The sequence below is a fragment of the Pantoea sp. SO10 genome (genome assembly GCF_005281435.1).
GTDB lineage: Bacteria > Pseudomonadota > Gammaproteobacteria > Enterobacterales > Enterobacteriaceae > Pantoea > Pantoea leporis.
On sequence record NZ_CP040095.1, the window covers coordinates 4,069,141 to 4,082,147 of the forward strand.

Here is a 13,007-nt window from a genome sequence, read left to right on the forward strand (position 1 = left end):
CATGTGCCTGAATATTCAACACTAAGGAGTGAGCATGGCTGAGTGGATCAATGCTGAAGTGAAAGAGGTAAAAAACTGGACCGACGCACTGTTCAGCCTGCGCGTTGCAGCGCCGATTGATACCTTTACCGCGGGACAATTTGCCAAGCTGGCTCTGGAGATTGACGGTGAGCGCGTGCAGCGTGCCTATTCGTACGTCAACGCGCCGCAGGATCCGCTGCTGGAGTTTTATCTGGTCACGGTGCCGGAAGGCAAACTGAGCCCGCGTTTGCAGGCGCTGCAGCCCGGCGAGCAGGTGATGATCACTAAAGAGGCGGCGGGTTTCTTTGTGCTCGACGAAATTCCAGATTGCCAAACGCTGTGGATGCTGGCGACCGGCACGGCGATCGGCCCCTATTTATCGATTCTGCAACAGGGCGAAGATCTGGATCGTTTCGACAATATTGTGCTGGTACACGCCGCGCGCTTCGCCGACGATCTGAGCTTCCTGCCCTTGATGCAGGCGTTGCAGCAGCGCTATCAGGGCAAGTTACACATCCAAACGGTGGTGAGCCGCGAAGAGATCGCCGGTTCGCTGCACGGCCGCGTACCGCAGTTGATTGAAAGCGGAGAACTGGAGCGTGCGGTTGGCTTGCCGCTGACGGCAGAAACCAGCCATGTGATGCTGTGCGGCAATCCACAGATGGTGCGCGATACCCAGCAGCTGCTGAAAGATACGCGTGAGATGCGCAAACATTTCAAACGCAAACCCGGCCACATGACCAGCGAGCATTACTGGTAATTGGCGCGGAGCGAATAATCTGAGATTTTTCCCAGTGTGGGTTTTGACTTTGCCCGGTAAAAACCGTTCTAATCGTGGGCTAAGTGAATGATTTAGGGCCGAAGCAATGAACAACCTGCCAGTCGCGCTGCTGCTTGGCCTCGCACTGACATTTCCCGCCTGGGCGGACGATGCAGCCGCGTTGGATCGTAGCGATCATCTGCCTGTAGCGCCCTATCTGCTCGCGGGTGCGCCGACGTTCGATATGACCGTTGCTCAGTTCCGTGAGAAGTACAACGCTGCTAATCCCAATGCATTGCTGCAGGAGTATCGCGCGATTGATAGTCGCGGCGATAAAAGCAATCTGACGCGTGCCGCCAGCAAAATCAGCGAAACGCTGTATGCCTCAACCGCGCTGGAGCAAGGCACCGGCAAAATCAAAACCCTGCAAATCACCTGGCTGCCGGTTCCCGGTCCCGATATGAAAGCCGCGCAGGCTCGCGCCATGGATTACATGACCGCCCTGCTGCGCTTCTTCATTCCCGGCTTGTCGCCCGAAGAGGGGCGTAAAAAACTCGATTCCCTGCTGAGCGCCGGTAAAGGTGCGCGCTATTTTGCCCGCACCGAAGGTGCATTGCGTTTCGTGGTGGCAGACAACGGCGACAAGGGTTTGACCTTCGCCGTTGAACCGATAAAACTGGCGCTCGCGACGCCCTGATCGCACCGGCAAAAATGACGAAAAGCAAAGCCAGCAACACATTTGATCTCTATACTGTCTCGCAGACATCGCTGCCCGATGGCAGCGCTATTTCATGAATCGCGTTATGCGGAGGAAAGAATGCGACATCCACTGGTTATGGGTAACTGGAAACTGAACGGTAGCAAGCAGATCACCAAAGAGCTGATTGAAGGCCTGCGCAAAGAGCTGTCTGGTGTTGATGGTTGTGGCGTCGCGATTGCACCGCCAGCCATCTATCTGGACCTGGCGAAACACGCCATTTCCGGTAGCCACATTGCTCTGGGTGCTCAGAACGTTGACGTTAATCTGTCTGGCGCATTCACTGGCGAAACTTCCGCAGACATGTTGAAAGACGTTGGCGCGAAATACATCATCATCGGCCACTCTGAGCGCCGCACCTACCACAAAGAGAGCGACGAGTTCATCGCGAAGAAATTTGCCGTCGTGAAAGAAGCGGGTCTGGTGCCGGTTCTGTGCATCGGTGAAACTGACGCAGAAAACGAAGCGGGCAAAACGGAAGAAGTGTGCGCACGTCAGATCGACGCCGTGCTGGAAACGCAGGGTGCTGCGGCGTTCGAAGGCGCAGTCATCGCTTATGAGCCAGTTTGGGCTATCGGTACCGGCAAATCAGCGACGCCAGCGCAGGCTCAGGCGGTGCATAAATTCATTCGTGACCACATCGCGAAGAAAGATGCGGCTATCGCTCAGCAAGTGATCATTCAGTACGGCGGTTCGGTCAACGACAAAAACGCCGCTGAGCTGTTCACCCAGCCAGATATCGATGGCGCGCTGGTTGGCGGTGCTTCACTGAAAGCGGATGCTTTTGCGGTAATCGTGAAAGCGGCAGCAGCAGCGAAAAACGCGTAACTTAGCGTTTAGATGCAGATTAAGGCGGCTGATTAGCCGCCTTTTTTATTGGCCGCTATTAATTGCGTCCCTACGAAAAAGGGTTATTGCGGCAATATGCTGCAGTTATGATCCTGCAGCTCTTCCGCCGAACCGCTGTTCAGTTTCAGCCAGTTACGTTCCAGCGCCAGCAGCGCTAAACGGCCATCCGGCAGCTGTGCCAGCGCCAGGCCATATTTCCCCATCTCGCTGCGCGCATGCGGCACTTCATCCGCCAGACGGATAAACGCACTCTGCTGCGACAGCTCTTGCCTAGAAAGCGCCCGCACCAGATAACCATGCTTGCGCAGCGTTTCACTCTGCCACTGCGCATTCAGTCTCGGTGCCAGTGCATCCAGCTGCTGGCGCACATCCGGACGCAGACAGGAAATATGAATATGCAGCTGATTCTGCGTACGCCCGTATTGCGCATTGATGGCCAGCGACAGCGCGCTATCGGGAATCGGCGCGCCGTGCCTTTGCGCCAGTAATGCGCGCTGTTGCCAGGCCTCGGCAAACAGATTCGGCGTCGCGGGTTCAAGAATGATGGGACTTTCCATGCCGGTGATTTTTTCGATCGGCATCAGCAGATACTGCAACGGCCCGTTGAGATCTTTCAGCGTGACGTAACCCTGCGCGCTATTCACCTGCTGGCATGGCGCTGGGTTGCCCGTCGCCGCCATATTCGGCACGCACTTTTCGCTGATGATCTGCCATAAGGCGTTGGCGTTTTTATGGAAATGGATGGCGCCGGCGATCAGTCCGACAATCAACAGCACCAATAAAGCGGTAAGTAACTTCAGGGTACGACGACTGCCCTGCATAGCCCGATTCCTCTGTTCATCACCTGCCAGCATCCTCGCCTGGCAGGTGATGAAAGTCACGGACTAATCCTCCGCGCCACGCAGGATGGCGTCGAGTTTTTCTGGCTGCAAACGAATCTGCGCTGCACGACGATGCGCCTGCATCCCTTCGGTACGGCTCTGGCGCACCGCAGGAGCAGCGATGGCGGCGATGCCCTGATCGTCAATCCATTGATGCGTGCAGGTTTTCAGATACGCACCGACCCACAATCCGCCGGTGTAACGTGCCGCCGCCATGGTGGGCAGCGTGTGGTTGGTGCCGCAGCATTTATCAGAAAACACCACGCTGGCGTTTTGCCCGATAAACAGCGATCCGTAATTGCGGATGCGCGCCGCCAGCGCATGGGGATCGCGCGCATGGATTTGCAGATGCTCAGTGGCGATCTCATCGGTGTACGCCACCATCGCATCCTCGTCGGCACAGAGAACAATTTCGCCCTGACGCTGCCACGCCTCACCAGCCGTTTTCGCCGTCGGCAAGGATGCCAGCTGCGCCTCAATTTCCCGCAATGTTGCATGCGCCACGCGCTCGCTGGTGGTGGCCAGCCCAACACGCGTGCGCACGTCATGCTCCGCCTGCGCCAGCAGATCCGCTGCCAGCACGCGCGGATCAGCACTGTCATCGGCGACGATAAAGATTTCGCTCGGCCCCGCCAACGCATCAATACCCACTTTGCCAAATACCTGACGCTTCGCCTCATTGACGAAAGCGTTGCCCGGCCCGACGATCTTGTCCACCGCCGGCAGCGATGCGGTGCCGTATGCCATCGCGGCAATGGCCTGCGCACCACCAACTTTGAAAATGCGGTGCGCTCCGGCCAAGTGGCAAATTGCAATCATTGCCGGATGAGCGCCCGGCGGCAGACAGGCGATGATGTTATCGCAGCCCGCCACCACCGCTGGCACGATAGACATTACCGGCGCGGAGAGAATCGGATAGCGTCCGCCCGGCACATAGCAGCCCACGGTTTCAATCGGGATGATGCGATGCCCCAGATGAACGCCCGGCAACGTCTCAATCTCCAGCGGCTGCAAGGTGGCGCGCTGCGCTTCGGCGAAGCGGCGCACCTGCGCAATGGCAAACTCACTGTCCTGGCGGGTTTGATCGGCGAGTTGCGCCAGCGCCTGCTCGATCTCTGCTGCCGAAACTTCCAGCTGCTCCGGCGCGACACCATCAAATTTCTGCGAGTAATCACGCAGTGCCGCGTCTCCGCGCTGACGCACGTTGCTAATAATGTCGCTCACGGTGGCGATCAGGCTGGCATCCGCCTGCGCATCCTCGCCCGCGGCTTGCTTGATAAACTGCACGCGTTGTTTGCTCATGCTTCCGTCTCCGCCAGTTGTCCCAGTTTGATCTGCGCCAGCATCGCCAAGTGATCGTAAACCACCCATTCATCAACAATTTTGCCGTTTACTACGTGATAGTGGCTCATGCCCATCACCAGCAGACGCTGTCCCGTCGGTTTACCCAATTCGCCGTAGCCAAGATGATGCCCTTCCATTACCCAGCGCACCGCCACTTTGGTGCCGCCCTCTTCACATGGATTGGAGCAGATATGCTGCGGCATCCATGCGCCGTCCGGGATCATGCCGATCAGCGCCAGCGTCTGATGGATCACCGATGCCTGACCATATAACTCTTTCATCAGTGGGCCGTGCCACTGCACATTGCTGGCGTAAACCTCTTTCACTTTGCCCAGCATGCGTTTGTTGTAAATCTCGTGCAGCCAGCCCAGCACCTGTGCTTCGGTATCACTGTGCGCCAGCGTGTAATCCGGATCGCTTTCTGGCGGATACTGGCCGAGCAGACGACGGTTTTCGCCAATCTCCGTCAGTCGGAAACCCTTATCAAACTGCTCTTTCGCCATGTTGTACGCGATCTGGTCGGTATCCAGCCCCAATTGACGCATCAGCGACATGTTGTCGCTCACCACCCATTCGCGGTAAATCTTGTTTTCCAGAATCATGCAGTCCGCCACGGTGCGCGTGGTGAAGGTGCGGTTGGTGGGTTTACCGTATTGGCTTGATTGTGTATGGCGGCCGCTACCGGTGACCAGATGCGAGGTGTAGAAGCCGTCCACGTCGTTGCCGTTCCAAATCACCTGCGTTGCCATGCCGCGGCGTTCCGGGAAGGCGACCAAACGTTGCAAGGTATCGAGCACCACTTGTTCACGGGTATAAATGGTGCCCAATGCGTTGTATAACACGCAGTTATGGGTGTAATGGCTGTAGATCAGCCCGACATCGCGCTCATCCCAGATCTTGTGGGTACAACGCACAATGTAATCAACGATATCGGTATAGCAGGGATCGAAACCGCGCATTGGCTGCACCCGCGCACGGTTTTCTGGAACCAGATCGACAAAATCCCGTCGCTCAACCTGCAAAACCGGTTCGGCCTGGGTGCGTGCTGAGGTTTTTTCTGCGCTCTTTTCACTGGCGGTGGCTTTATTAGCCGTGTCCGTTGTAGACATAAACACTCCTGCTTTTGACGAATTAAGGGTGAGCGCGGTCCTCGCAATCAAGCGCTGCCGATTCACCCGGCTGAATTCAGGGTGCAGAACGCCGTCGGTAATTAAGGGATTAATTACCGTGACGTGATGCGTTATTTAAAAGTGCTGATTAATCAGCTGAGTAGCTGTAACCAGATTGAGAGTTCATCGATACCTAAATATTCCCGCATGATGACGCCATCACGTAATTCCAAATGAGAAATACCGGAAATACACACTGGCTTGCGCGACGGCGGACCAAATTTTCCGTAGCCGTCATGCCAGCTCAACAGTGACCAGCGCAGGCTGATGCGCACCGGTTCGTTGGCATCGCGGCGCACCACCAAATGATGCAGCTGCGTTTCGCTGTCAGCGAATGAGGCGCGATAGCCGGAAAGGAAGCTGCCAATCTCCTGCTCGCCGGTAAAGCTGCTGTGGCCCGGTCCGTGCAAGGTGGCGGCGGGATGATAAACACCTGGCACCACACCGCTGTTGCCGCCGGCCCACATGCTGAGATAGCGCTCAATCAAACCCGCGATGGTTCCTTCGGCATCATCGCCATCCGGGCCGCCAGCCCAACGCGCTTCCAGCTCTTCGGGCGCGGGCATCTCCAGCCCTTGTTGCTGGCGCATCTGCGTTAGATGCTGGGCAAACTCCGCCACGTTGGTACCAATCTGCGCAAGAATGCCCGCGCGATCCTGCAGCAGCCACTCTTGCTCCACCAGCCCATCACGACAAATACGATCGGCGAAAGTACGTACCCAAACCGTTTTGCCACTCGGCGCGCCAAAGAAGCCTTCGCCCAGATGCTGAATACGTGCCTGCGTGCGCTGCGAGGCGTACCAACAGGTATCGCCTTCACGCGCGGTGAGAATATCTTCGGTCAGCACCTGACGCTGCGGGAAGCAATGTAACGCTTCCAGCGTCAAACGCATAAAATCGCTGAGTTCGGTCAGGCGCTTTTCCGGCGTGTGAAATACCACCGGCGTGGCGTAGAAATCAGCCAGCTGCCCGATATCCTTCTGCTCCCATACCACGTGGGTTAACGTCAGAATAAACTGCTGAATAGAATCAAACTGGGGACTGAAACCCGGCAATCGCATTACTCAACCTCCTCTGAACGAAATAGCAGCTGGCCGTTCTCTTCTACCACGCCGTGACGCGGACGCCGCGCGGAGTGGCGTACTACCAACGTGCCGGGAATAACAATTTGCTCGGGTGCCATCACCGCGCTGTCGATTTGCTGCATTAGCAGGCCAATGGTGCGTTGCACCATCACTTCAACCGGCTGACAGATAGACGTCAGCGCATACGAAGGCCAGCCCGCTGGACCAACATCGTCATAACCCACCACCGACACATCCTGCGGAATGCGCAGACCAAACTCGTAACGCGCCACATCCATAACCGTCAGCGCCATATGATCGTTGACGGCAAACACCGCATCGGGCGGCGTGCTGCTGCTGAACAATTGACGCGCCGCCTGTGCGGTTTGCTCGCTGTCGTTTTGACCCGCTAACACCGTGACGTCGATGTTGCGCGCGCGCAATGCCTCGCGAAAACCGTCCAGCCGTAGCTGATTTACCGAAGCGTTGTCCGCGCCGGTAATGCAGGCAAAGCGTTGATGTTCGCCTGCCAACAGAAATTCGGCGATCTGACGTGCGGCGGCACGGTTATCGGTATTCACGCTTGACGCCATTTCGCTTTCGGCGGTGCGGTTGAACAGCACCACCGGAATGCCCGCGCCGTGGCACTCTTCGGATAAGGCATCGGATAACGCGCCGGATGCCAGCACAATGCCATCCACGCGGTACTGCATGATCTGATCGAAAATGCGGTCAACATTGCTATCCCGATCGCTGACGAACAGCAGCAGATGGTAGTTAAGCGCATCCAGTTCACGCCCCAACGCTTCCAGCACATGGGGATAAAACGGATTATCGAAACAGGAGATCACCACACCAACGATGCGCGAACGTGCGGTGTTCAGCGATCGCGCCAACGCGTTGGGTCGATAACCCAACTCACGGGCAGACTGCAGCACCTTTTCACGCGTGGCCGGTGAAATACTGGCGCCCGGCGTGAAGGTACGCGATACCGCAGACTGTGAAACGCCGGCGTGCTGCGCAACTTGTTGTGAGGTCACTGGACCGAAGGTCTTACGTTTCATGGCGTTATCTTCCTGTTTAGCACACTGATGCACGGGTGACTGCCGGGCATTGTAGCCAATTTCATCAACCGGACTCACCTGCTTCGGTGTGTGTTTTTTACTCTTACACCTTTTTTGCATGCGTATGCAACACTCAATAACTTTTTTTTCACATTGCCAAGCACGCACTTTACAAACATGAAATTATTTCGTAACTTCGGCCGTTGAATACGTATTCAATGCATGCAACATAACCGACCCGGACTCAGGATGAAACCCGCGTTTTTAGTCACTTATCTGTGTTGATAAGAGGTTTAACATGTTTCGAGCACTGTTTAGCCGTCCCGAGCTGTTGACGTTTTTCACCATGAGCGTGCTGTTTTTTATCTGCATTCACGGCTTCGATGCCTTCATGGCGCCTTACATGGTGAGATTAGGCATTGAACCGCAAACCATCGGCATGATCATGGGCGCCTCTGGTTTGGCATCGCTGTGTATCCGTTTTCCGCTCAGCGTCATCTCTGACGTGATGAAAAATCGCAAAGTGTTTATGCAGTTCGCCCTGCTGCTGCCGGTGATTGCCTGGCCGCTGGCATGGATGTTCCCCGCTGCGCTGACATTCTGGCTGGCCAAGCTGGCCTGCGGCATCGCTGCCGCGAGTTGGGTGCTCTACAACATCATTTTCATCCGCTATTTTCCTCGTGATGACGCGCCGGCTGCAGTGGCGCTGTTGGCATTGGCCGGGCCGATTGGCGTGTTTATTAGCAATGCCATTTGCGGTGCCGTTGCCCTATGGCTGGGCAGTACGCAGGCGTTTTTTGTGCCAGCGATTGCCGGTTGCCTGGCGCTGCTTCTCAGCCTGCGCGTTCGTGAAGAGGAAGATAGCCACAAAGCGCCGCACCTCAAAGCCTGTATCGACAGCGCTAAACGCCAGCTAGCGGACCGCTCAATTTGGTTTATTGGGCTGCTGGCGACGGTGGTGATTTTGGTCCCGTTTGCCACTCGCGACACGCTCACGCCCATATACGCTCAGCAGTTAGGTGCCAAGGCGGGCACGCTGGCAGTGCTGAGTAATATCCACTTGTTGTTTTATGGTGTGGCCGTGGCATTGTGCAGTTCCGTGTTTTATCAGCGGCTGGGCTTGGTTAACACCGCGCTGGTGGGCATCGGATTACAAATCATCTCGTCAATTTTCGTCCCCTTGACCAGCAACATGTGGCTGATTTACCTGTGGCAAGGTCTGGCCGGTTTTTCCTTTGGCATGGCGTTTGCCGTGTTTATGTCCTTGAGCGTGGTTAACACTTCGGAACATGAACAAACCACCCGGATGGGTCTGTTTCAAACCATCTATTCGTGCGGCATGTTTTTCGGCCCGGTGCTGATGGGCGTGTTGTTGCAACACGTCAATGTCTACGCGGGTTATTGGGTGATTGGTGGCTTGTGTCTGATCGCTGGCGTGTTAACGCCGCTAGCGGCAAAACGGGTGCAGCAGCGTCAGCTGCCGCCAGCGGCACGTAAAGCGAGCGGCATGCTGTCGCAGGATGCGGTGAAATGAGTGCCGCGCGCCTGCAACCGCAGCGCAACAGTGCGGAAGAGGTTGAACGCCGCTTAGCCGCTATCAACGCAGGTCGCGCGCTCAACGCGATTATCAGTATTAATCCCCAGGTGATGAAAGAGGCACAGCGCTGCGATCGCTTATGGCGTAGCGGCGCGCCGGTTGGCGTGCTGCACGGCATTCCGCTGGTGATAAAAGATAATATTGATTGCGTCGGCATGGCTACCACGCTCGGCTGCCGGGCGCTGGCCGAAGCACAGCCACGTGAAGATGCGCGCGTGATTGCACGCCTGAGAACTGCGGGTGCGCTGATTCTCGCCAAAGCGAATCTGTCTGAGTTCGCCTTTGACGTACGTTCGCGCAGTTCGCTCGGCGGCGATGTGCGCAATCCCCTGAATCCACAGCTGACCGCCGGTGGCTCAAGCGGCGGCAGCGCAGCGGCGGTGGTGGCCGGTATGGCGGATGCGGCACTCGGCAGTGATACTGGCGGATCGATTCGCATTCCCGCGGCATGGACCGGTCTGGTGGGACTGCGTCCGGCATTTCGCCGCCGCCAGCTGCGCGGCGTCGCGCCGCTTTCGCTCAGCAAAGACACCGTTGGGCCGATGACATGGTGCGTGGCTGATGCGGCGCTGCTGCATCAGGTAACGCATGGGCTGCCGGTGCGCCCGCTAGCGCAGCGAACCTTGCGGGGTGTGCGGCTGGGCATGGTTAGCGATCTGCCAGGCGATGATGACGCGCAACGTCAGGCATTAGCACAGGCTTTCTCTCGTCTGCGGCGGGCGGGCGCCACACTAATTCCGCTGCGGTTACCGCTATCATCGCGCGTGGCGCAGGAACCTTGTCTCAGCCTGCACGAATTCCATCCGGCGATGTCCCGCTGGCTAAGCAAAATGGACCATGCGCCTGCTTCTCTTTCGGATCTGCTGGCACGAGGCGAGCATCTCGCCGAGTTCGATGAACTGCTGCAATTACACCTCACGCGCAGCGCGCTGGTGTGTGCCGCATGGCGCGAGCAACGCCGTTTTCAACGCCTTTTGCGTCAGCAACTGCAACAGCAGATGCAGGATCAGCGGCTGGAGGCGCTGATTTATCCCACCAGCCAGCGCACTCCGATTTCACTGGAGAAGATGCCGCCGGGCTGGGCGCCGGAGCTGGCGGCCATCAGCGGCTTACCCGCCGTAACGTTGCCGTTTGGTCAACTGGCTAACGGTTTGCCGCTGGGGCTTGAACTGCTCTATCCAGCGCCTGATGAAGAAGCATTGCTGGCGCTCGCTTTGGCGATAGAGCGACTGTAAAACCAGAAAATTCATCATGTTAATCCCCGTTCTGCGGGGCTTTCTGCTGCCTGCAATTTGAAAAAACTGCGCACATTCTCACTTTTCATCTTTTCCCCTTTCAGCCTCTTTACGCTCTTTGCATACGTATGCAAACCTGATTAACAGCAATCAATGATGAGGAAAAGAGCATGGCAATCTGGTTAAAACAGGCGGCAGCGAAAGCAGAACGCCAACAGCAGCAACAGCGCGTACGCAGCGATGTGGAAGCAGTGCTGGCGCAAATTGGAGCGCGCGGCGATGACGCGGTGCGCGAACTCTCGATTAAGTTCGATGGCTTTGCCCGCGATGATTTCCGCTTAACGCCGCAGGAGATTAATGCCTGCCTGCAACAGCTGACCAAACAAGATATTCGCGACATCGAATTCGCTCAGGAGCAGGTGCATAACTTCGCTCAGGCGCAAAAAAATTGCCTGACCGATTTGGCGATTGAAACGCGTCCGGGCGTGATACTTGGCCATCGCAACATTCCCATCAGCAATGTCGGCTGTTACGTGCCGGGCGGTAAATACCCGCTGCTGGCTTCGGCGCATATGTCGATCATTACCGCCAAAGTCGCAGGCTGCGATCGCATCGTGAGCTGCGCCCCGCCGTTTCACGGTAAACCGGCTGCAGCCATTGTTGCGGCGCAGTCGATGGCCGGCGCCGACGAGATCTATGCGCTCGGCGGCATTCAGGCGGTGGGCGCCATGGCGATTGGTACTGAGCGGATTGCGCCGGTCGATATGTTAGTCGGGCCGGGCAACGCGTGGGTGGCCGAAGCCAAACGCCAGCTATTTGGCCGCGTTGGCATCGACCTGTTCGCTGGCCCGACCGAAACGCTGGTGATCGCCGATGACAGCGTTGACGGTGAACTCTGCGCAACCGATCTGCTCGGCCAGGCGGAACATGGCCCCACCTCACCCGCGATTCTGCTGACCTGCTCGCGCCAGCTGGCGCAGGAGACCGAGCGCTATATTCACCAGCTGTTGCTGCAACTGCCTACCGCCGATGTGGCGCAACAAGCCTGGCACGACTATGGCGAAATCATTCTCTGTGCCGATCACGACGAGATGCTGGCAGAAGCCAACCGCATCGCTTCTGAACACGTGCAGGTGATGACCGATCGCGATGACTGGTATCACCAGAACATGCGCAATTACGGCGCGCTGTTTCTCGGGCCGCGTACCAATGTGGCTTATGGCGACAAGGTGATCGGCACCAACCATACGCTGCCCACGCTGGGTGCATCGCGTTATACCGGCGGCTTGTGGGTGGGCAAATTTATGAAAACCTGCACCTGGCAGCGCGTCACCAGCGATGCGGCTTCGGCAGAAATCGGCGCTTACTGCTCGCGCCTGGCGCTGCTGGAGGGCTTTGCCGGTCATGCCGAACAGGCCAACATCCGCGTGCGCCGCTACGGCCAGCAGGAAGTGGCCTACGCCGCACCCGCGCCGGTTACGGTGAAATAAGGAGGCGCGCATGGTTCCGACTACCCCTTTATTTCGCCTGGATGGACAGCGCGCGCTGGTGACCGGCGGCTCGCGCGGTATCGGTTTTGCCGCCGCTATCGCGCTGGCCGACGCCGGAGCGCAGGTGTGGATTGCCGCGCGCGACGCCGATCGCCTGGCGCACGCCGTGCAGCAGGCGGCGAGCGCCGGCCTGACATTGCATCCGCTGCCGCTCGACGTCTGCAACACGCGCGCGGTGCGCCAGACACTACACGATTTGCCGAGCTTTCATGTGCTGGTCAACAGCGCCGGGCTGGCGCGCCATCAGCCGTTTAGCGAGGTCAGCGAAGCCAACTTTGATGCGGTGATGGACGTCAACCTGCGCGCCACGTTTTTCCTGTCGCAGCAGGTCGCAGCCGGTATGCAGGCCGCCAGACACGGCGGCAGCATTATCCATCTCTCTTCGCAGATGGCGCACGTCGGCGGCCCGCAGCGCAGCGTCTACTGCGCATCAAAAGCGGCGCTGGAAGGGCTGACGCGTGCCATGGCGCTGGAGTTGGGACGCGACGGCATTCGCATCAACACCTTGTGCCCCACCTTTATCGAAACCGAACTGTCGCAGGCCTCGCTGGCGGATGAAGCGTTTCGCCAGCAGACGCTGCGCCGCATTCAGATTGGTCGTCTTGGCACGCTGGAAGATGTGATGGGGCCGGTGGTGTTTCTGGCATCACCGGCCGCAGCGTTGATCACCGGCAGCGCGCTGAAGGTGGATGGCGGCTGGACGGCTTATTGAGGAA

The 13,007-nt window shown here is 57.7% G+C and carries 12 protein-coding genes; 7 read left to right on the top strand and 5 right to left on the bottom strand.

Annotated features, from left to right (window positions below; all coding sequences use genetic code 11):
- The first annotated feature begins 34 nt into the window (after nucleotides 1–34).
- From fpr to tpiA, 3 genes are all read left to right on the top strand, one after another.
- The gene (fpr, locus tag FCN45_RS18855) at nucleotides 35–781 is read left to right on the top strand and encodes a ferredoxin--NADP(+) reductase (RefSeq protein ID WP_110868182.1); all 747 of its coding nucleotides are present in this window, start codon (nucleotides 35–37) and stop codon (nucleotides 779–781) included.
- 106 nt (nucleotides 782–887) lie between these two features.
- Complete coding sequence (locus FCN45_RS18860; protein WP_137386755.1) at nucleotides 888–1,478, top strand: YiiQ family protein; 591 nt, start codon at nucleotides 888–890, stop codon at nucleotides 1,476–1,478.
- 120 nt (nucleotides 1,479–1,598) lie between these two features.
- On the top strand, nucleotides 1,599–2,366 hold the full coding sequence (gene tpiA / locus FCN45_RS18865) for a triose-phosphate isomerase (RefSeq protein ID WP_008109693.1): 768 nt from the start codon (nucleotides 1,599–1,601) through the stop codon (nucleotides 2,364–2,366).
- An 83-nt stretch (nucleotides 2,367–2,449) separates the two neighbouring features.
- On the opposite strand, the gene FCN45_RS18870 is transcribed toward tpiA, so the two are convergent.
- The 5 genes from FCN45_RS18870 to FCN45_RS18890 all read right to left on the bottom strand — a co-directional run bounded on the left by FCN45_RS18870 (nucleotide 2,450) and on the right by FCN45_RS18890 (nucleotide 7,909).
- Nucleotides 2,450–3,208 carry a CDP-diacylglycerol diphosphatase gene (locus FCN45_RS18870; RefSeq protein ID WP_137386756.1) on the bottom strand — a complete coding sequence of 253 codons (759 nt, stop codon included), beginning with the start codon at nucleotides 3,206–3,208 and terminating at the stop codon, nucleotides 2,450–2,452.
- A 63-nt stretch (nucleotides 3,209–3,271) separates the two neighbouring features.
- On the bottom strand, nucleotides 3,272–4,570 hold the full coding sequence (gene hisD, locus FCN45_RS18875) for a histidinol dehydrogenase (protein WP_101760649.1): 1,299 nt from the start codon (nucleotides 4,568–4,570) through the stop codon (nucleotides 3,272–3,274).
- On the bottom strand, nucleotides 4,567–5,721 hold the full coding sequence (locus FCN45_RS18880; RefSeq protein ID WP_110868186.1) for an ester cyclase: 1,155 nt from the start codon (nucleotides 5,719–5,721) through the stop codon (nucleotides 4,567–4,569). The genes hisD (FCN45_RS18875) and FCN45_RS18880 overlap by 4 nt, the downstream gene beginning before the upstream one ends.
- Before the next feature lie 152 nt (nucleotides 5,722–5,873).
- Nucleotides 5,874–6,842 carry a nuclear transport factor 2 family protein gene (locus tag FCN45_RS18885; RefSeq protein ID WP_110868187.1) on the bottom strand — a complete coding sequence of 323 codons (969 nt, stop codon included), beginning with the start codon at nucleotides 6,840–6,842 and terminating at the stop codon, nucleotides 5,874–5,876.
- On the bottom strand, nucleotides 6,842–7,909 hold the full coding sequence (locus FCN45_RS18890) for a LacI family DNA-binding transcriptional regulator (RefSeq protein ID WP_137386757.1): 1,068 nt from the start codon (nucleotides 7,907–7,909) through the stop codon (nucleotides 6,842–6,844). The genes FCN45_RS18885 and FCN45_RS18890 overlap by 1 nt, the downstream gene beginning before the upstream one ends.
- A gap of 298 nt (nucleotides 7,910–8,207) precedes the next feature.
- Between FCN45_RS18890 and FCN45_RS18895 the strand changes: the two genes are divergently transcribed.
- From FCN45_RS18895 to FCN45_RS18910, 4 genes are all read left to right on the top strand, one after another.
- On the top strand, nucleotides 8,208–9,443 hold the full coding sequence (locus FCN45_RS18895; RefSeq protein WP_110868189.1) for an MFS transporter: 1,236 nt from the start codon (nucleotides 8,208–8,210) through the stop codon (nucleotides 9,441–9,443).
- Entirely contained in the window at nucleotides 9,440–10,741 is a 1,302-nt protein-coding gene (locus tag FCN45_RS18900; RefSeq protein ID WP_137386758.1) for an amidase, read from the top strand. The genes FCN45_RS18895 and FCN45_RS18900 overlap by 4 nt, the downstream gene beginning before the upstream one ends.
- 170 nt (nucleotides 10,742–10,911) lie before the next feature.
- Complete coding sequence (gene hisD, locus FCN45_RS18905) at nucleotides 10,912–12,231, top strand: histidinol dehydrogenase (RefSeq protein WP_137386759.1); 1,320 nt, start codon at nucleotides 10,912–10,914, stop codon at nucleotides 12,229–12,231.
- Between the two features lie 10 nt (nucleotides 12,232–12,241).
- Entirely contained in the window at nucleotides 12,242–13,003 is a 762-nt protein-coding gene (locus FCN45_RS18910; protein ID WP_137386760.1) for an SDR family NAD(P)-dependent oxidoreductase, read from the top strand.
- Nucleotides 13,004–13,007 lie beyond the last annotated feature (4 nt).

What these genes read in the sequence shown, in the direction of transcription:
- fpr (WP_110868182.1), top strand. Translation starts at nt 35, where the DNA reads ATGGCTGAGTGGATCAATGCTGAAGTGAAAGAGGTAAAAAACTGGACC.
- FCN45_RS18860 (WP_137386755.1), top strand. Translation starts at nt 888, where the DNA reads ATGAACAACCTGCCAGTCGCGCTGCTGCTTGGCCTCGCACTGACATTT.
- tpiA (WP_008109693.1), top strand. Translation starts at nt 1,599, where the DNA reads ATGCGACATCCACTGGTTATGGGTAACTGGAAACTGAACGGTAGCAAG.
- FCN45_RS18870 (WP_137386756.1), bottom strand. Translation starts at nt 3,208, where the DNA reads ATGCAGGGCAGTCGTCGTACCCTGAAGTTACTTACCGCTTTATTGGTG.
- hisD (WP_101760649.1), bottom strand. Translation starts at nt 4,570, where the DNA reads ATGAGCAAACAACGCGTGCAGTTTATCAAGCAAGCCGCGGGCGAGGAT.
- FCN45_RS18880 (WP_110868186.1), bottom strand. Translation starts at nt 5,721, where the DNA reads ATGTCTACAACGGACACGGCTAATAAAGCCACCGCCAGTGAAAAGAGC.
- FCN45_RS18885 (WP_110868187.1), bottom strand. Translation starts at nt 6,842, where the DNA reads ATGCGATTGCCGGGTTTCAGTCCCCAGTTTGATTCTATTCAGCAGTTT.
- FCN45_RS18890 (WP_137386757.1), bottom strand. Translation starts at nt 7,909, where the DNA reads ATGAAACGTAAGACCTTCGGTCCAGTGACCTCACAACAAGTTGCGCAG.
- FCN45_RS18895 (WP_110868189.1), top strand. Translation starts at nt 8,208, where the DNA reads ATGTTTCGAGCACTGTTTAGCCGTCCCGAGCTGTTGACGTTTTTCACC.
- FCN45_RS18900 (WP_137386758.1), top strand. Translation starts at nt 9,440, where the DNA reads ATGAGTGCCGCGCGCCTGCAACCGCAGCGCAACAGTGCGGAAGAGGTT.
- hisD (WP_137386759.1), top strand. Translation starts at nt 10,912, where the DNA reads ATGGCAATCTGGTTAAAACAGGCGGCAGCGAAAGCAGAACGCCAACAG.
- FCN45_RS18910 (WP_137386760.1), top strand. Translation starts at nt 12,242, where the DNA reads ATGGTTCCGACTACCCCTTTATTTCGCCTGGATGGACAGCGCGCGCTG.